General features: G+C 64.4%; 15 protein-coding genes. 10 read left to right on the top strand and 5 right to left on the bottom strand.

Annotation, left to right across the window (positions count from 1 at the left end):
• The first annotated feature begins 19 nt into the window (after window positions 1-19).
• From DC363_RS14605 to DC363_RS14585, 5 genes are read left to right on the top strand one after another with little or no spacing between them, the layout of a single operon-like run.
• On the top strand, window positions 20-1,558 hold the full coding sequence (locus DC363_RS14605) for an ABC transporter ATP-binding protein (protein ID WP_241963017.1): 1,539 nt from the start codon (window positions 20-22) through the stop codon (window positions 1,556-1,558).
• Window positions 1,555-2,577: an ABC transporter permease gene (locus DC363_RS14600; RefSeq protein WP_108641899.1), complete on the top strand. Its 1,023-nt coding sequence runs from the start codon at window positions 1,555-1,557 to the stop codon at window positions 2,575-2,577. The genes DC363_RS14605 and DC363_RS14600 overlap by 4 nt, the downstream gene beginning before the upstream one ends.
• Window positions 2,578-3,474, top strand: a complete 897-nt coding sequence (locus tag DC363_RS14595) for an ABC transporter permease (RefSeq protein ID WP_108641898.1) — start codon at window positions 2,578-2,580, stop codon at window positions 3,472-3,474.
• Window positions 3,464-4,420 (top strand): sugar-binding transcriptional regulator, encoded by a 957-nt coding sequence (locus tag DC363_RS14590; protein ID WP_241963016.1) that lies wholly within the window; start codon window positions 3,464-3,466, stop codon window positions 4,418-4,420. The genes DC363_RS14595 and DC363_RS14590 overlap by 11 nt, the downstream gene beginning before the upstream one ends.
• Window positions 4,413-6,680, top strand: a complete 2,268-nt coding sequence (locus DC363_RS14585; protein ID WP_108641897.1) for a molybdopterin-dependent oxidoreductase — start codon at window positions 4,413-4,415, stop codon at window positions 6,678-6,680. Before DC363_RS14590 ends, DC363_RS14585 begins: the two co-directional genes overlap by 8 nt.
• 45 nt (window positions 6,681-6,725) lie before the next feature.
• Here the strand turns inward: DC363_RS14585 and DC363_RS14580 are convergent, their stop codons facing one another.
• Together DC363_RS14580 and DC363_RS14575 are read right to left on the bottom strand one after the other, a co-directional pair.
• Entirely contained in the window at window positions 6,726-7,721 is a 996-nt protein-coding gene (locus tag DC363_RS14580) for a hypothetical protein (protein WP_108641896.1), read from the bottom strand.
• Between the two features lie 151 nt (window positions 7,722-7,872).
• Window positions 7,873-8,727 carry an SDR family oxidoreductase gene (locus tag DC363_RS14575; protein WP_108641895.1) on the bottom strand — a complete coding sequence of 285 codons (855 nt, stop codon included), beginning with the start codon at window positions 8,725-8,727 and terminating at the stop codon, window positions 7,873-7,875.
• A gap of 275 nt (window positions 8,728-9,002) precedes the next feature.
• Here DC363_RS14575 and kynU point away from each other — a divergent pair, with 275 nt between their 5' ends.
• Both kynU and DC363_RS14565 read left to right on the top strand, forming a co-directional pair.
• Complete coding sequence (gene kynU / locus DC363_RS14570; RefSeq protein WP_108641894.1) at window positions 9,003-10,199, top strand: kynureninase; 1,197 nt, start codon at window positions 9,003-9,005, stop codon at window positions 10,197-10,199.
• A complete protein-coding gene (locus tag DC363_RS14565; RefSeq protein ID WP_108641893.1) occupies window positions 10,196-11,809 on the top strand; it encodes an alkaline phosphatase family protein in 1,614 nt (537 codons plus the stop codon). Before kynU ends, DC363_RS14565 begins: the two co-directional genes overlap by 4 nt.
• 761 nt (window positions 11,810-12,570) lie before the next feature.
• Here DC363_RS14565 and DC363_RS14560 read toward each other — a convergent pair.
• The 3 genes from DC363_RS14560 to DC363_RS14550 all read right to left on the bottom strand — a co-directional run bounded on the left by DC363_RS14560 (window position 12,571) and on the right by DC363_RS14550 (window position 15,851).
• A complete protein-coding gene (locus DC363_RS14560) occupies window positions 12,571-14,007 on the bottom strand; it encodes an NAD-dependent succinate-semialdehyde dehydrogenase (protein ID WP_108641892.1) in 1,437 nt (478 codons plus the stop codon).
• 99 nt (window positions 14,008-14,106) lie between these two features.
• Window positions 14,107-15,057: a LysR substrate-binding domain-containing protein gene (locus DC363_RS14555; RefSeq protein WP_108641891.1), complete on the bottom strand. Its 951-nt coding sequence runs from the start codon at window positions 15,055-15,057 to the stop codon at window positions 14,107-14,109.
• 11 nt (window positions 15,058-15,068) lie between these two features.
• Window positions 15,069-15,851 (bottom strand): aspartate dehydrogenase, encoded by a 783-nt coding sequence (locus DC363_RS14550; protein WP_108641890.1) that lies wholly within the window; start codon window positions 15,849-15,851, stop codon window positions 15,069-15,071.
• Window positions 15,852-16,004: 153 nt separating this feature from the next.
• On the opposite strand from DC363_RS14550, the gene DC363_RS14545 reads away from it, so the two are divergent.
• From DC363_RS14545 to DC363_RS14535, 3 genes are all read left to right on the top strand, one after another.
• A complete protein-coding gene (locus tag DC363_RS14545; RefSeq protein WP_108641889.1) occupies window positions 16,005-16,958 on the top strand; it encodes a dihydrodipicolinate synthase family protein in 954 nt (317 codons plus the stop codon).
• 10 nt (window positions 16,959-16,968) lie between these two features.
• Window positions 16,969-17,853 (top strand): DMT family transporter, encoded by an 885-nt coding sequence (locus DC363_RS14540; protein WP_108641888.1) that lies wholly within the window; start codon window positions 16,969-16,971, stop codon window positions 17,851-17,853.
• Window positions 17,854-17,963: 110 nt separating this feature from the next.
• Window positions 17,964-18,527, top strand: a complete 564-nt coding sequence (locus DC363_RS14535; protein ID WP_108641887.1) for a 3-hydroxyanthranilate 3,4-dioxygenase — start codon at window positions 17,964-17,966, stop codon at window positions 18,525-18,527.
• The last annotated feature ends 194 nt before the right edge of the window (window positions 18,528-18,721 follow it).

Genomic DNA, 18,721 nt, shown 5'->3' with positions numbered 1-18,721 from the left:
GCCGACCGTGGGGGCGCGTGTGAAGCAGAATGAAACGTCAACGCCTGCGGTCTGCCGCCTGTCGGGCATCAGCAAGGCCTTCGGAGCGACGCAGGCCTTGCAAGACGTGTCGTTCGAAGTGCGCAAAGGCGAATTCCTCGCCCTGATCGGAGAGAACGGCGCCGGCAAATCCACCACCATGGGCATCCTGTTCGGGCTGCTCGATCCGGACGCGGGGACGGTGGAAATCGCGGGGCGGCCACAGGCGATGCGGTCGGCGCGCGACGCGATTGCGGCGGGGCTGGGCATGGTGCACCAGCATTTCATGCTCTACCCTGATCTGACGGTGCTGGAAAACATCATCGTCGGACAAGAGGACACCGGCCGCGGTGGGCGCATCCCCCTTGCCACCCACCGCGCTCGGGCGACAGAGATCCTGCGCGACTTCGATTTCGCCCTCGATCTGGATCGCAAGGTGGCCGATCTGCCCGTCGATGCGCGTCAACAGGTCGAGATCGTCAAACTGCTCTATCGCGGTGCTTCGGTCGTCATTCTGGATGAGCCGACGGCGGTGCTCACGCCGCAGGAAAGCATCGCGCTGTACCGGATGCTGGCGCGGTTGCAGGCGCAGGGCACGTCGATCGTGCTGATCACCCACAAGCTGGATGAGGTGATGGACAACGCCGACCGGATTCTGGTCATGCGGCGGGGCAAGCTGGTGGCCGAACGGGCCACGGCAGAGACCAACACGGCAGAACTGGCCGAGCTTATGGTGGGCGATAGGATTGAGGTGGTTGAGAAACACAGCGCCGCGGGGGCCGATGTGGTGCTTTCGGTCGCCAACCTTACCGTGCAGCGGCAACAGGGCAAGCCCGCCCTGCGCGACGTAAACTTCGAGGTCCACGCGGGCGAGGTGTTCGGCATCGCCGGCGTGTCCGGCAATGGCCAGAAAGAGCTGGTCAACGCGCTCGTCGGGCTGGAAGGCGCACAGGGCGCGGTGCGTTTCGCGGGCCGTGACATCCTGCCGCTCGACGTGGCCGCGCGCCGCGCGCTGGGGCTGGGCTACATGGCTGAGGACCGCATGGCGATGGGGCTGGCGCAGGCGGGCTCCGTTGCGGAAAACCTGATCGCCGGACGCGAGGGCAAAAGCGCCTTTTCCACCCGCGGCTTCCTGACGAAATCCCGCATCCGCAAGTTCAGCCGCGACCTGATCGACCGCTTCGACATCCGCACCCCCTCGGACCGGCAGACGGTGGCGAAGCTCTCGGGTGGGAACCAGCAGAAGATCGTCGTCGCGCGTGAGTTGTCGGCCCGCCCGCAGCTTCTGGTGGTGGAGAACCCCTGCTGGGGCGTCGACGTAGGCGCGATTACCTTCATCCACAAGCAGATCCTCGAATTAGCGGCGACCGGCTGCGCTGTGGTTCTCGTGAGCAGCGACCTTGAGGAGTTGTTCGCCCTGTCCGACCGCGTTGGCGTGCTCTGCGACGGGGCCTTGAACGCCATCTTCCCGCGCGACGGGCTGGACGCCATCGCCGTGGGGGCCGCGATGACCGGCGGACGGGAAGGGGTGCCGGCATGACCCGAACCCTGCGCAAGGTGGCCCTGCCCATCGGGGTGGTCGCCCTCGGGCTGGTGCTTCTGCTGGCCTTTGCCCCCACGCGCGAAGCCGTGTTGGCCTTCCTCAACGGAGCCTTCGGCGGGCGCAACAATTTCAACCTTTACTCCACGCTCAGCCGCTTCGCGATCCTGCTTGGAGTAGCCATGTCGGTGCTGGTGTCGTTCCGCGCCGGATTGCTCAACATCGGCGCCGAGGGCCAGTTGGTGCTGGGCGGGCTGACCGCGGCGATGATCGGGGTCTATCTGCCCGCGCCGCCACTGGTCGTCACCGTCTCGGCGCTGCTGGGGGCCATGGTGGTCGCGGCCCTTTGGGCCATGCTGGCGGGGTTGATCGAACGGGCGACCAATGTGCCTTTGCTCATTGGCTCGCTCTTGCTGAATTATCCGGCGGTCTATCTTGCGTCCTACTTCGTCTCGCACCCGTTCCGCGACGTGAACAGCGGGGCGACGCAATCTTTCCGCATTCTGCGCGAAGCGGGCCTGCCGCGGTTCACCGGCACCATCCTTGACTACGGGATCGTGCTGATCGGTATCACCGCGCTTGTCGTGATCGTCCTCGAACGCACCAGCGTCTTCGGCTACCGGGTGCGGATGCAGGGCTACAGCGTGGGCTTCGCGCGGGCCTCGGGCTTTCCCACGCGCAGGCTCTATTACCGCACCTTGATGATCAGCGGTGCCATTGCGGGGATGACAGGCTTCGTCGCTGTCTTCGGCATGAACCAGCGCTTTATCGACGGCATGCTCACCGCGCCGCTTTACGCCTGGACGGGGATTGCCGCCGTGCTCATGGCCGCGATCATTCCCTGGGTCACGCCGATCACCGCCTTTTTCTTCGCTGCCCTGGCCACCGGGGCCATCGGCATGGAACGCAGCGTCGGCATCCCGCGTGAGGTGGGGCAGATCATTCAGGCGATCATCGTGCTGTATCTCTCGGGTGTGGCGGGCAAGATGCTCTCGGGTCGTGACGGAAAGGGCCGCTAGATGTTTTTCGACAGCGCATTGATGGACTCGATCCCGCGGCTGTTCACGCCGGTGCTTCTGGCCGCCATCGGCAGCGCGCTGTGCGAACGGGTCAACGTGTTCAACATCGCGCTCGAAGGCATGATGCTGATCGGTGCCTTCTTCGCCGTGGTCGGCACCTATTACACCGGCAACGCGCTTGCGGGGTTGGGGGTCGCCATGGTGGCCGGGGCGCTGTCGGGGCTGGTCTTTGCCTATTTCGGCGTCACGCGCGGCGGCGACCATATTATCGTCAGCATCGGGTTCAACGTGCTGGCCATCGGGCTGACGGCGTTCCTGCTGGGGCAGATTTTCGGCGTGTCGGGCCAGTTTGACGATCCCCGCATTGTGCAACTGCCGCGCATCGATCTTGGCCCGGTGGCCGATATTCCACTGCTGGGGGACTTTCTCTCGGGGCAGTCGATCCTGGTCTGGTTCGCGGTGATCATGGTCTTCGTGGTGCATTGGTTCCTGAAAAACCACAAATACGGGCTGCGTCTGCGCGCGGCGGGGCAGAACGATGCGGCGATGCGGACGGTGGGCGTCTCGCCCGAGGCGCTCAAGACGTCAGCGTTGATCACCTGCGGCACGCTTTGCGCCATGGGTGGCGCGCAGCTTTCGATTTCGAACGTCACACTCTACACCGACGGGATGAGCGCCGGGCGCGGCTGGATCGCGTTGGTGATCGTGATGATGTGCAACGCGCGGCTGCTTTGGGTGTTGCCGACGGCGCTCCTGTTCGGGCTGGTCGATGCCTTCGGCTTCCGGATGCAGGGGCTGGGCCTGCCCCAGCAACTGACGGAAAGCGTGCCCTACGTGCTGGCGATCGTCGTGCTGATGCTGGTGTTCCGCAACCGGAGGGCGCGCCTTGCCCGGTAACGGCCTGAAATCCCGCACCGAACAGCAGATTATCGAGGCGGCCTGGTGTTATTTTCACGACGACATGAGCCAGGCGGCGATTGCCGAACGGTTGGGCCTGTCGCGCAGCACGGTGGTCAACTACCTGGCACAGGCACGGGCCAAGGGCTATGTGCGCGTGTCGCTGCAGCCGGAGGTGTTCCGCGAACGCAAGCTGGCCGAAGAGGTAAAGCAGAAATACGGGCTGGCGGATGTGCTCGTGGTGCCGGGCCTGCCGGACGATCCGCAGGCGACCCTGTTGCGGGTCGCGCGGGCGGCGGCCGAGCTGTTGCCGGACCTGCTTGGGCCCGGAGACCGGCTCGGCGTGTCCTGGGGCGAGACGGTGTTCCACATCTCGACCGAGGTGGAAGAGATCGCCATGCCCGACCTCGACATCGTGCAGCTTGTGGGCTCACGCGCGACGCCGCTTGGATTCGCGGCCGAGACCTGTTCGGCCAATCTGGCGATGAAGTTCTCCGCCAACTGCATCAACCTGCACGCGCCGCTGTTGCTGGACAGTCCGGAACTTGCGGCGCTGCTGCGGCAAGAGCCGGTGATCGCCGCCCAGCTCGACGCGATCCGCACTTGCAACAAGGTGCTGTTCGCCGCAGGCTCTGTTGGCCAAGACAGTCACGTTTTGCGCAGCGGTGTGGTCGGGCTTGAGACGTTGGAGCGTTACCGCGCCAGGGGGGCCGCAGCGGTGATTTGCGGGCGTTTCATCGACGCCGAGGGCCAGCCGATCCCCGGCGAGATTGACGACCGGATCATGGGCACGACCGTCGCGGAGATGCGCGGCAAAGAGCTTGGGCTTCTTGCGACCTCGGGCGCGGACAAAACGGCCGCCACCCGCGCGGCGATCCGGGGCGGCTTCACGACCCATTTGGTAACCTGCTGTGACATTGCCACGGGACTTCTGACCGATGACTGACCGACCCGACCGCAGTCACATGCCCCTGACCGCGATGCATTGGGGCACCTACCGCGCCGAGACAGACGGCACGACCCTGCAGGCGCTGCATCCTTTTGAAGAGGACGTCGATCCGTCGAACATCGCGCAGGGCTATTTCGGCGTGCTCGACGGACCCACGCGGATCACCGCGCCGATGGTGCGCAAGGGCTGGCTGGAGGATCCCGAAGGCCGCAACCGCGACCGGCGCGGGGCGGATGATTTCGTCGAAGTCAGCTGGGGCAGGGTCGAATCCCTTCTGACGGACGAGCTGACCCGCGTGACGCAGACCTACGGGAATGAGGCCATTTACGGCGGGTCCTACGGGTGGGCCAGCGCCGGCCGGTTCCACCACGCGCAGGGCCATCTGCGGCGATTCCTGAACTTGATTGGCGGGCATACGACGTCGGTGAATACCTACAGCCTCGCTGCGGGAGAGGTGATTTGCGAACATGTGATCGGCGGGTTCTGGGTTGCGGCGGCGGACACCACGGATTGGCAGAGCATCGTCGACAACAGTGAAGTGTTCGTCGCCTTCGGCGGACTGCCCCTGCGCAACGGGCAGATTTCCCAAGGCGGCACGGGCCGGCACCGGCAGCGCGAAGCCATGCTGGACGCGCGGCGAAACGGGGTGGAATTCGTCACTGTTTCACCGCTTCGCGACGATTCCGTCGCCGCCCTAGACGCACAGTGGATCGCCCCGCGCCCCTCGACCGACGTGGCGATGATCCTGGGTCTGTGCCACACGTTGCTGACCGAGGGGCTGCACGATCAGGCCTTTCTCGACCGCTGCACAGTGGGTTTCGACCGCTTCGCCGCCTATTTGACCGGCGCGCAGGACGGCACGCCCAAGACTGCCCAATGGGCCGCCGGAATTTGCGACATTGATCCGCAGGTGATCCTTGAACTTGCGCGCAAGATGCACCGCAAACGGACCATGATCTCGGCCAGTTGGTCCCTCACGCGGCAGGATCACGGGGAACAGCCCTTTTGGGCCGCGATCACGCTGGCGTCGATGCTGGGCCAGATCGGGCTGCCCGGTGGGGGCTTCGGTCTGGGCTATTCGGCGGTGAACTCGCTGGGGTTGGAGAACCACAGCCTGCCCTATGCGGCGATGCCCCAGGGGGCCAATCCGGTGCAGCGCTTCATCCCCGTCGCGCGGATCACGGACATGCTGGAAAACCCCGGCGGAGCGTTCGACTACAACGGGCAGAAGCTGACCTACCCCGACACCCGCCTGATCTGGTGGGCGGGGGGCAACCCGTTCCACCACCATCAAGACCTCAACCGGCTGCGCGCGGCGTGGCGCCGCCCGGACACCGTTGTCGTTAACGATTGGTGCTGGACGGCCACGGCGCAACACGCGGACATCGTGCTGCCCTGCACCAACCCGCTGGAACGCTCCGACATCAGCATGAGCGGGCGGGATCCTTACATCATCGCCATGGAACAGGTGTCCGCGCCGCCGCCCTTGACCCGAAACGACTATGAGATTTTCCACGGGCTGGCCACACGCATGGGGCTGGGCGCGGCCTTTAGCGAGGGGCGCGACCAAGACGGCTGGCAGCGCCACCTTTACGGCGAAAGCCGCAACCGTGCCCGCGCTGCGGGCGTGGAGCTGCCCGACTATGACACGTTGCGCGCGCGCGGTTGGCACAAGGTGCCCGTCCCGGACAAACCCAATGTGATGTTCGAGGCGTTCCGCGCCGATCCGCAGGCCCATCCGATCCCCACCAAGAGTGGCAAGATCGAACTCTGGAGCGCCGAGATCGACAGTTTCGGCTATGACGATTGCCCGGGCCACGTCACCTGGCTTGAGCCGTTCGAGTGGCTTGGCAACGGTGACACGGACGCGCTGCACCTGATTTCGAACCAGCCGCGCACCAAGCTGCATTCGCAACTGGACCACGGCCTCGTCAGCCAGGGCGACCGGCCCGGCGGGCTGGAACGGCTGCGCCTCAACCCGAAGGATGCAGCCGCGCGGGGCTTGTCCGATGGGGCGGCGGTCGAGGTGTTCAACAGCCGTGGTGCCTGTCTTGCGCGGGTGGTGCTGGATGATGCGGTGCGGCCGGGGGTGGCGCAGATGGCGACGGGGGCGTGGTTCAACCCGTCCCGTCAGGTCGAGGGATTGTGCCTGAACGGCAATCCCAACGTGCTGACCGAGGATCGCGGCACCTCGAAACTCGCGCAAGGGCCCATCGCGCACACATGTCTCGTCAAGCTGCGCCCCGCACAGATGTAGCGCGCCCCGGTCCCGACCGGAGCGCGCCATGGGTTGGTTCGGGGCTTATTTGAAGTCGCCGACCATGTAGCGATAGAAGGCGGGGTTCACCCAGATCTCGGTCGTGGAAACCTCACCCACCCCGTCGACGGTGGCGATCTTCTCGACCATGGGGGCGGCGTCGGCGGGCAGGGTCACGATATCGGCCTGATAGCCGCCGATCTGCACCCGGTTCTCGCTCAGCGGCTCATACCGGTCCATCGGCACGTAGGACCGGTAGAACGGCTGCCACCAGGCGTCGATGATCAACCCGGCCTCATCCTCGTCATCGCGCTTGGCGTAATCGTTGATCAGGTCCATGAAGGCCTGTTTGCGCTCGACCGACGAGAACTCGAAGTCGAGGTTGTATTCCACCATCACGTTAACCATCGTACCGCTGTCGAAGGTCACGACGCTGGCCGGCGGCTCGCCCCATTCCGGCAGGAACACGAAGGCCGAGGATTTCGGCGTGAATTGCACCTTGGGGTCGAAGCCTTCGCGCTTCATCAGGTACAGAAGCTGCACCGCGTGGTCGATGCTGCTGTGACCGTAGCGCAGCATCAGTTCGGGGTCGAAGTTCGACAAGTCTGCGGTATCGAGCACATTGTAACCGGTCATGAACCCCTGATCGACCAGCCCGTTGAGCAGACCCAGAACCGCTTCATCCTCGATCACCGTCGCCTCGTCCCAGGCCTTGAGGACGCGCTCGACGATGTTGCGGTCCGAGACGTTGCCGATGTAGCTTTCCGACCGGTCCTGAAGGTCCGCAACAAAGCGGTCGAGCTTGGCGGAAGCGGCCTCGCTGTCGCCCAGATCCTCGGACGTGAGCGCACCCATGTCGATCAAAAGGGCTTCCGCGGGCGAGGTGTCCGGACCTGCAGCGCCGCTCTCGTAAAGCTCGGCCAAGGCGCCGAGGTTCAATGCCTCAATAGCCTGCTGCGCCGACATGTCCTGCGCGGAGGTTTGTGCGGCGAAGGACGCGACGACACCGGCCAGAAGGCCGGCGGTGAGGGTGGTTTTCATGGTGAATGCTCCCGTTCATGTGCCGTGGCGCCGCGCGTTTGCGTAGAAACGCAGGACCCGCGCAGCGGCCATCTGGCGACAAAATCGGGCAGGGGGTGACCATTTGTCAAGCGCTATGACAAATGGCCGATGTTAAGGGGCCGGGGCCGACCTAGCCGCCGATCAGCGTGCCACCGTTCGGATGCAGGACCTGCCCCGTCATGTAAGACGAATCCTCGGAGGCGAGGAACAGCAGGGCCGGGGCCACTTCGTTTGGCTGTCCGGGGCGGCCCAAGGGCGCGTTCTTGCCGAAATCCTCGACTGCGTCCTTGGGGAAGGAGGCCGGGATCAACGGCGTCCAGATCGGCCCCGGCGCCACGCCGTTGACCAGAATCCCGCGCGAGGCGAGCTTGCTGGACATGGCGCGCAGGAAGGCGAGGATCGCCCCCTTGGTCGAAGCATAATCCACCAGCAGATCCTGCCCCTTGTAGGCGGTGATCGAGGTCACGCAGATGATCCGCGCGCCTTTCTCCAAATGCGGCAGGGCGGCTTGCGTCATGAACATGGTGCCGAAGATATTCGTGCGGAAGGTCCGCTCGATTTGCGCTTCTTCGATGTCCTCAAGCTCTTGCTGGGCGTGCTGTTCGGCGGCGTTGTTCACAAGAATGTCCAACTGGCCGAACCGGTCGAGGGTCTGTCGCACGGCATCCTCGCAAAAGGATTTCTCCCCCACGTCGCCCGCGATCAGCAGCGCTTTGCCGCCTTCCGCTTCGATCAATCTCTGCGTCTCTTCGGCGTCGCGGGTCTCATTGCGATAGACGATCGCCACATTCGCCCCTTCACGGGCATAGAGCACCGCCGTTGCGCGCCCGATCCCGGAATCCCCGCCGGTGATCAGGGCGGACTTCCCCTTGAGCCGGTCGGAACCGGCGTAGCGCGGCGCGTAGTCCGGTTTCGGGTCCATCTTGTGCTCATCCCCCGGCTGGTCCTGCGGGCTCTCCATCGCGGTAAAGGTCTCGGTCGACATAGCGGCTCCTTGGTTGCGTGTTTCGGGTTGAAGGTAAAACCCGCGCGGTCGGGCATGTGTTCCGGAGGGCGGCGGAATGTAGCAAAAACTTGCGGGGCCAGAGGAGCGCGGGCCTCAGGCGGTTTTGCTATCGGCTATTGGCATACCAACTTCGCAGCAATACACAGGCACGGATAAGCGCGGTCCGGTATCTGCGACAAAGACCGGCTGACCGCCCCGGCCTTGCCGCGACATGCTTTCGCACGACAGGCCGCCCCACCTTGAGAGGAGACACCATGACCGATTTCGCATGGACCCGAGACCAATTCGACCTCCCCGAGGGGATGATCTACCTCAACGGCAACTCCCTTGGGCCCATGCCGAAGGCCAGCGTTCCCGCGATGACGCGGTTTCTTAATGACGAATGGCGGACGGAGCTGATCAAGGGCTGGAACACCAAGAACTGGTTCATGCAGACCAACACTTTGGGCGACCGTGTCGGTGCCATGATCGGCGCACCTGCGGGCACGACCGTGGTGGGTGACACCCTGTCGATCAAGGTGTTCCAAGCCGTCGCCGCAGGCATGGCGCTGGTGCCGGACCGCAAGGTGATCCTGTCGGACAACGGCAACTTTCCCACGGACCTTTACATGGTCGAGGGGCTGATGAAGCTGAAGGACGCCGGCCACGAGCTGCGCACACCGGACCCCGAAGATGTCATGGACGGCATCACCGAAGAGGTGGGCGTGGTGATGATCACCGAGGTGGACTACCGCACCGGACGCCGCCACGACATGAAGGCGATTATCGACAAGGCCCATTCCGTGGGCGCGGTGGTGGTCTGGGATCTGGCGCATTCCGCCGGGGCGGTGCCGGTGGACGTCGCGGGCTGCGACACGGATTTCGCCATCGGCTGCACCTACAAATACCTCAACGGCGGCCCCGGCGCGCCGGCCTTCATCCATGTGGCCGAGCGTCTGCTGGACAGGGTCGAACCCGTGCTGAGCGGCTGGTATGGCCATGAAGCGCCCTTTGCCTTCGACACCGACTACCGCCCCATGCCGAACAAGATCGAACGGATGCGCATCGGGACACCGTCGATTGCCTCGTTCGTGCTGCTGGAAGGAGCACTCGACATCTGGGACAAGGTCGACATGAACGACCTGCACGCGAAGTCCATTGAACTGTCGGAGTTGTTCATCCAAGAGGTTGAGGCCCGCTGCCCCGGCCTGACCCTTGTCAGCCCGCGCGACCCGCAGGCCCGTGGCAGTCACGTCTCTTTCGCGTTCGAGCACGGCTATGCCGCCATGCAAGCCCTGATCGCCGCTAATGTCATCGGAGACTTCCGCGCCCCGAACGTCATGCGCTTCGGCATTACACCGCTGTTCACGACCGAGGACGACATTCGCGCCGCCGTCGACACGCTCGAGACGATCCTCAAGGAAGAACGCTATAAAGAGGAGCAGTTCCAGAAGCGTTCTCTGGTGACATGAGCCCGCGCAACATCCTGTTCATCATGTGCGACCAGTTGCGGTTCGACTATCTGGGCTGCACCGGCCACCCGTCGATCCGCACGCCACACATTGATGCGCTGGCGACCCGTGGCGTGCGCTTTGACCGCGCCTATGTGCAGTCGCCGATCTGTGGCCCCAGCCGGATGAGCTTTTACACCGGCCGCTATGTGCGCAGTCACGGCTCAAGCTGGAACATGGTGCCGCTCAAGGTGGGGGAACGGACGCTGGGCGAATACCTTCGCCCCCACGGCCTGCGCACGGTGCTCTGCGGCAAGACCCATATGACCGCCGACATCGAAGGGATGCAGCGGCTGGGGGTCGAGACATCCTCGGACATCGGGGCGCTGCTGTCGGAATGCGGGTTCGAGGTCTGGGACAGGCTCGACGGGGTCCACCCCACGGGCGGCAAGATGCCGTCGCATTACAACGCCTACCTGAACGAACAGGGCTACGACGGGGAAAACCCGTGGGAGGATTGGGCCAACTCGGGCGAGGACGAGGACGGCACGATCCTGTCCGGCTGGCTGATGCAGAACGCAGGCCGGCCTGCGCGGGTGAAGTTGGAGGATTCCGAAAGCAACTACACCACCACCCGAGCGATGGAGTTCATCGATCAGGCGGGCGACGATCCGTGGTGCCTGCACCTGTCCTACATCAAGCCGCACTGGCCCTACATCGCGCCCGCGCCCTATCACGACATGTACGGAGCAGGGGACGTGCCGCCCGCGATCCGCAGTGAGGAAGAGTTGCAAGACCCGCACCCGCTGCTCGCGGCCTATCACGCGCATCGCACCTCGAAATGCATGGCCCGTGATGACGTGCGCGAGGCCGTCATCCCCGCCTATATGGGCCTGATCACCCAGATCGACGACCAGATCGGCGTGCTGATGGCCCATCTTGAAGCGGCGGGCAAGCTTGACGATACGCTCATCGTTTTCACCTCGGACCACGGGGATTATCTGGGCGACCACTGGCTGGGCGAGAAAGAACTGTTCCACGATCCTTCCGTCCGCGTGCCGCTGATTGTGGTCGATCCCGACCCGGCAGCGGATGCCACACGCGGGACGGTGAACAGCGACCTTGTGGAAGCCATCGACCTCGTCCCGACCTTGATCGAAGCTTCGGGCGGCGAGGTGCCGGACCACATTCTCGAAGGACACTCCCTGATGCCGCTGCTGCACGGAGCCAAAGACTGGCCGCGTGGCACGGCCGTGTCCGAATACGATTTCGCCTTCCGTGAGGCGCGGACCCTGCTGGGCACCGAGATCCGCGACAGCCGCGCGGTCATGGTCTTTGACGGGCGCTGGAAGCTGGTCCATGTCACCGGCTTCCGCCCCATGCTGTTCGATCTAGAGACCGACCCGCAGGAGTTCCGCGACCTTGGCGACGATCCCGCCCATGCCGAGACCCGCGACCGGCTGGGCGCGGAGCTGCTGCGCTGGACCGAACGTCTGCGCACCCGCACCACCATCACCGACGCCCGCGTCGACCGCCTGACCGAGGTCGAAAAGGACGAGGGCATCTGGATCGGTTTCTGGAACGAAGCGGATGTGGCGCGCGCGAAGAAAGCCCCGAAGGGCAGATCGTGAGGGGGGCTGTCTAAAACCGGATTGTCGAGATTCACAGTCCGTGTTGTGACAAGACGTTCCGTTTGCAGTTTTCAAAATTGCGCCGACGATCTGCCGCCTCCGCGTCATTACTCGGCCTCATCGGAGGCAGGTAATACATGACGCAATAATGATGGGTTTCGCGTTCTATTGTATCAAGAGCGCATGACCTGACATCCTGGGCGGACTGCGATGGATCGAATGCTGAACACTTCTCACTAAAATAAGCCAGCCGCTCTGGAGCCGTGGCGCGCCATAGAAACCATGCAGGTCCCCCAACAGCATGAGCGTCGGGCACATTTCCTCTACAATAACCGGTCGGATTGTTGCATCCGAATATATAATCTTGTGTTTTTGAGCAGGACGTTATTCCGACGGCTAAAACGAACACCGCGGCTGCATACCAAAACCATCGTCTCATGAATTAAACCCCAAAAGCTCGATCCGACATCTTGTGTGTCCCTCGCAGTGAATAGTCGAGCATCGCGAGTTCATATGTTGCAATATATTCAGTTTCTCACGCGGGTCTCAAGTCTGGCTCGGCATTTCGATCACGCTGTTGCGCCAAAACCTTGCGAAACGCCTTCGCCGAACCGCGACGCAGCATCCTGCGATGGGCGTGAGCGGCAGCGGTGGGCCGTCTTCTGCAAAGCATGCGGTGTTGCAACGGGGAATAGCTGCTAGGTCGGCACGGTTACTATAGGCTCGACGCCGAAGTTTGCCGTCGCCCCAACCCGCGCCGCTTAAACGATCTTCATGCTGTGCGAGATGTTTTTGACGTTCATGTAGTTCTCCAGCCCTTCGGTGCCGCCTTCGCGTCCGTAGCCGCTGGACTTCACACCGCCGAAGGGAGTCTCGGGCAGGGAGGCTTCGAGCGTGTTGAACGAAATGTTGCCCGCCTCGACCTCGTCGGACATGCGCTCGATATAGTCGGCGCGGTTGGTGAAACCGTAGGCAGCCAGACCGAATTCCGTGCTGTTCGCCTTGGCAATCGCCTCATCCAGTGAGGCGACGGGGTTGATGACGGCAAGGGGGCCGAAGGGCTCTTCCTGCATGACCTTGGCTTCGTCGGGGACATGGGCCAGCACCGTGGGCTGGAAGAAATAGCCGGTGTTGCCGTGCCGTGCGCCGCCGGTGAGCACGTCGGCCCCCTTGGCGCGAGCATCCTCAACCAAGGCTTGCAACGCGGGCACGCGACGGTCGTTGGCGAGGGGGCCCATCTCGACCCCGTCCTCGGCGCCGTTGCCCACGACGACCGCCTTGGCGCGTTGAACAAAGGTGTCGACGAAGGGTTGATAAAGGCTTTCGTGAACGAAGAACCGCGTGGGCGAGGTGCAGACCTGTCCGGCGTTGCGATATTTGCGGATGGCGCAGCTTGTCGCCGCGGCCTCGACGTCCGTATCGTCGCAGACGATCACGGGGGCATGGCCGCCCAGCTCCATCAACACGCGGGTCATGTGTTGCGAGGCGAGCGTCGTCAGGTGCTGCCCCACGGCGGTCGAGCCGGTGAAGGCGACAAGGCGCACAGGTTCTTGCGCGATCAGGTGGCTGGAGATCTGCGCGGGATCCCCGAAGACGAGGTTCAGCACCCCTTTGGGCAGGCCCGCGTCGTGGAACGCCTGCACGATGTGCTGCGCTCCGGCGGGGGTTTCTTCGGCGGCCTTGAGGATGATGGAACAGCCGCTGGCCAGCGCGCCTGCGATCTTGCGGCAGGGCTGGCTCATCGGGAAGTTCCACGGCGACAGGCCCAGCACCACGCCGACGGGTTCATGGTGGACGACGTAGCGCACGCCTTGGGCTGACGGGATGACGCGGCCATAGGTGCGCACGGCCTCGCCCGCGTCCCATTCGATGAACTCGGCCCCGCGGATCACCTCAAGCCGGGCCTGCGCCAGCGGCTTGCCGTGTTCGGCAGTGATCGAGCAGGCAATCTCTTCCTGCCGCTCGCGCAGCAGCTTGGCGGCCTTCAGCATCAGGTCGGCACGGGCGCGCGGGGCGGTGCGCCGCCACAGACGGAACCCGGCCTCGGCCGCGGTGAGCGCGTCGTCCAGGTCCGAGACCGCCGCTTTGGGCAAACGGCCGATCTCCTCTTCGGTGGCGGGGTTGATCACCGCCATATCGTCTGAGGTCGTGCGCCATGCGCCGTCGATATAGAGCTTGAGTTCGGGATAGGTGCTCATGGGGGGCCTCGTGCTTGTCCGGGATCGGGGGCACGGTCCCACAGGGTCGGCCATCACCTCAATGGAATTGGCCGTATACTGGTATCCGTTTCCTTGATACTAGGGGCGCATCGCCGCCGCCTCATCCCGCAAGGCCTGCACGAAGGCGGCTCCGGCCGGGGACAGGCTTCCGTCGCCGCGATAGGACACCCCGACCGGACGGCGGCCAAAGGGCACATCCCAATCGATTGCACTGAGCAATCCGGCCTCGATATCCAGTGCGGCCACGGGGGCGGGCAGCAGGCCGAGCAGCGTGCTCGACCGCAACAACGACCGGTTGGCAAGGTAGGACACCGACTCGATGACCGTGGGCGGCAGGTATTGCCCCTGTTTGACAAAGAACTGGTCTGTCTGCCGTCGCAACGTCGTCTCGATCGGGGGCAGGATCCAGCCGAAGGGTTCAAGCTGGTCGAAGGATACGGACTGCGCCGCAGCCAAGGGATGATCCGGCCCCGCGACGACCATTACCTTCTCTTCGAAGAACTGCTCCTGTTCGATCTTGGCGCGGTGGCGGTGGCTGGGCAGACGTCCGACGATCAGGTCGATCTCGCCCGAACGCAGGGCCGGCATCAGGGCTTCGTTCGTGCCTTCGACGATTTTCACGGCAACGTTGGGGCGGTCCTGCACCAGCCGGTTGATCGCACGCGGCAAAAGGGCAGGGGAGGCGGCGAGCAGGGTGCCGACCACCACCCGCCCGCTGTTGCCCTCGTTCAGGTCGTCCAGCTCCTGCGCCGCGTTGGACACCTGCGCGAAGATCAGTTTGCCGTGGCGGATCAACGCCTCTCCGAAAACTGTGGGCACGACGCCGCGATTGGTGCGCTCGAACAGTTGCACCTCGAAATCAAGCTCGAGATCCTGGATCATCTTGGTGGCGGCGGGTTGCGAGATGCCAAGCTCCCGCGCGGCGTGCTGGATGCTGCCGTGATCGCCCACCTTCACCAGCAAACGCAGCTGTCGCAGCTTGAGGCGGGTGAGCGCGCGGTCGACGATGCGGGTGTGGTTCGAGGCCATGGTTGCTTGCCTTACGTGGTGATCGCGGCACGGCGTCGCCGGATCGCGGCAATCACGCTCATCGCCGCAAGGGCGGAACTGCGCGGATTGTCGGGCAGGGCGGTGCCCTCGATATGGAAGGTGAACTGGCCGAAGGTGCCTTTGGCGGTGACCTCGTGAATGTTTGCCGTCACCTGCGGATCGGCGATCAGCCGGACCTGTGTAGCGTCGAAGCCGATCCCCGCGAGCGCGACGGCGGCGGCCACGTTGGCGTTCTTGGGATAGTCGGTGGCCGCCTGTCGGGCGGTGCCTTCGAAATGGGTCGCCGCCTCATTTAAGGCGTCAAGGTCGAGGTGGTCCTCTGCAGGGGAGCCGCGCCAGCCGTTCGGCGGTTTGCGGCCCGTATAGGTGACGTCGGTCAGCCCGCCGACCCGTGCGGCCTGCAAGGCGTCCAACGCGCCGATGGCCCCGCTGGCCAGATGCAATTGTGCCCCGCCGGCCTCTGCCGCATGCGTCAGTTGCGCCTCAAGCTGCGGGTCCGCCAAAGCCCCCAGCGAGACGGTGATCAGGTCGATGCCCCGTTCGAGAATTGCCGCACCGTGTTCGATCAACGCCCCGTGCCCCGCGCAGTCCACCATCAGGTCGATGTCCGACGGCAGGTCCGCCACGCTCCCAAAGCGGTCGATCCCGTCGCCGCTTGCTTCGTCTAGCCGCCCGGGTCGCACCAAGAGCGCATGGGGCCCGTCGCCCTGCGCCGTTAACCTCTCCGCCACATAGCGGCCAATGGCGCCGCCCCCGATAAGCCCGATTTTCATGGCTGCCTCCTTGTTCACCTCCCTTATATAAGCGAAACCCAAAACGCTCTGCTATAGGGAATATGAATATCCACTTAGAGCGGCTCCGATTGGCATTCGCGGCCACATCACGCTCTAGTGCGGGCAATCAGCCCTCAAGCCGGAGTCCGCCCGATGAACTACGCCAAGCACGACGCCAAAGCCCACGCGCGCGAGACCATGCGCGGCATCTGGGCCGCCGCCCTCAACCCGTTTGACGCGGACCTGAACCTTGATGAAGCGGGCCTGCGCCGGAACATCCGCCACTGGATCGACGATCTGAAAATCCAGGGCCTCTTCGTGGCGGGCAAGCAGGGTGAGTTCTGGTCCATGTCGCTGGACGAGCGCAAGCGTAACATGTCCATCGCCGTGGACGAATGCGCGGGCAAGGCGGGCACGATCATGTCGATCTCGGACCAGAACCTCGACACCGTGCTGGAACTGGGCCGCCATGCGCAGGACTGCGGCGCGGATTACGTTGTTGTCCACGCGCCGATGCTCAGCTTCATGACCGACCGGGACGAGGCGCTTTACCAATACTACAAGCACCTGTGCGACCGGCTCGACATCGGCATCGCCATGTGGAGCCACCCTGACAGCGGCTATCTGATGGAGCCTGAGACCTGCGCCCGCATCGCGGAGCTGCCCAACATCATGGCGATCAAATATTCCGTCCCGCGCGAGATGTATGTCCGCCTGACGGAAATGGTGGGCGACAAGATCCTCGTCTCCACCTCGGCGGAACCGGACTGGCTCGACAACATCGAAGAACTGGGCTGGCAGCTTTACCTGTGTTCCTCGCCGCCCTACCAGTTGCAGACGGCCAACGACCTGCGGATGCACGAATACACCGAGCTTGCCTTTGCCGGTAAGTTTGCAGAGGCGCGGCGGGTGCGCGACAGCCTTGATCCGGTGCGGCAGGCTATCCACGACAGCAAGCCCGGCGGCAAGCCCACAGCCCACGGCAAATACTGGCAGGAATTGCTGGGGCAGGTCGGCGGCCGCGTGCGCCCGCCCATGCTGGAGCTGACCGACGCCGAGAAAGACGCCATCCGAAAGGCTTTCGAGGGGTGCGGGCTAAAACTGTGAAGACGCCTCGATGATCGGGGAGCTTTACGCGCTGCTCGCCGCGCTGGCCTATGGGGCGGCGGGCGTCGCGATCCAGCGGGGGCGGGCCACCGCACGGGGGGACAATGGCGTCTTCCTCTCCGTCCTTGTGACCGCCGCATTGACCTTCAGCATCTGGGCGCTTTGGGGGCGCGTGCCGCTGGACGCGCTGCTGGCCCCCGACACGGCCCCCGCCATTGGTCTTTTCGTGGCGGCGGGGCTGCTCTCGACCGTGCTGGGCCGCACATGGATGTTCCGAGCGACTGAGCGCACCGGCCCTGTCACCGCGAGCCTGCTGCGCCGCCTGACGCCGGTGTTCGGGCTGCCGCTGGCCTTCGTCATGCTCTCGGAACTACCGGACGGTGCGACCCTCGCGGGGGCCGCGCTGGTGTTGGCGGGGGTGATGATCTACCTGCCGCCCCGCGCCCTGCGGACGGGCACGCTCAGCCGCATCGGGCTGGCCTTCGGCGTCGGCTCGGCGGGGGCCTACGCGTTGGCCTATACCCTGCGCAGCGCGGCCCTTGAGCCCTTGCCCGACGCGGCGCTCGGCACCTGCATCGGCGCGCTCGCCGGGTTGGTCTGGATCGTCGCGACGGCAAGCCTGCGACGGGGCCGCAAAGGCCGCCTGACTGCGCTCGTGGTCGATCACGGCCCATGGCATCTGCTGGCGGCGCTGGCGCTCAGCCTCGGCCAGTTTCTGCAATTTCTGGCGTTGCAAACCACCACGGTCGTCAGTGTCGCCACCCTTGGCACGCTTGAGGTGGTTTTCGCCGCGCTCTTACTTGCCGCGCTCACCGGCCAGCGCCCCGCACAGTTGCCGCGCCTCATTGGGGCTGGCGCGGTGGCCCTTGCTGGAACCGCGCTGATGTTGCGCTGAGGCCTCGGCTATCAGGAAACCGGATAGCGGCATTTGCGGAAATCCGTATTCCGGTGGTCCGGATCGCTTTAGGCTGCCCACAACGCCGCGCCATCCCGAGGGAGAGTCCCATGTCCACCCATCCGACACTCAAGCCGTTCAACTTCAAAAAATGGGTCGAGGAGAACGCCGACAAGCTGCGTCCGCCCGTGGGCAACCAGCTTTTGCACAAAGAAGGTGACATGATCGTGATGGTTGTCGGTGGCCCGAACACCCGCAGTGATTTCCATGACGATCCGGTCGAAGAGTGGTTCTTCCAGCAGAAGGGCGACATGATGCTCAAGATTGCGGACGGGGGCAAAATCTATGATGTGCCGGTGCGCGAAGGCGAGGTGTTCCTGCTGCCCGCCCACGTCCGTCACGCGCCGCAGCGGCCACAGGAGGGGTCCATCGGTATCGTGGTCGAGGCCCCGCGCCAGCCCGGCATGACCGAGGGGTTCGAGTGGTTCTGCTTCAACTGCGAGGCTCTTGTCCACCGTGCGGAGGTAACGCTCGACGGCGCGGAAGGGATCGTTTCGGCCTTGCCGAAGATCTACGAGGCTTTCGACACCGACATCGACGCGCGCACCTGCCCCAATTGCGGCGAGGTCCACCCCGGCAAAGGCAAACCCCCCGCCGACTGGGTGCAGCTCTAAAGGCTGGCGGTCTCAGCGCCTATCAACCGGGCGCGGGTCAGGCGACGACCGCCTTTCAACGCGCAGCGAGCGGCGCACTTTACATAACTAACCTTATGAGACATTTCGCTGGAGCCCGGTGGATTCACAAACGAAGTGCAAATTCTGTAAGAATTCAGAGAGTTGCATGGAGTATGAAGAATGGGAACCCACTA

The sequence above is a fragment of the Thalassorhabdomicrobium marinisediminis genome (assembly GCF_003072065.1).
In the GTDB taxonomy this organism is placed as follows: Bacteria; Pseudomonadota; Alphaproteobacteria; order Rhodobacterales; family Rhodobacteraceae; genus Octadecabacter; species Octadecabacter marinisediminis.
Note: the sequence above shows the minus strand (reverse complement) of the source record. Positions and strands in the feature narration are given on the sequence as shown.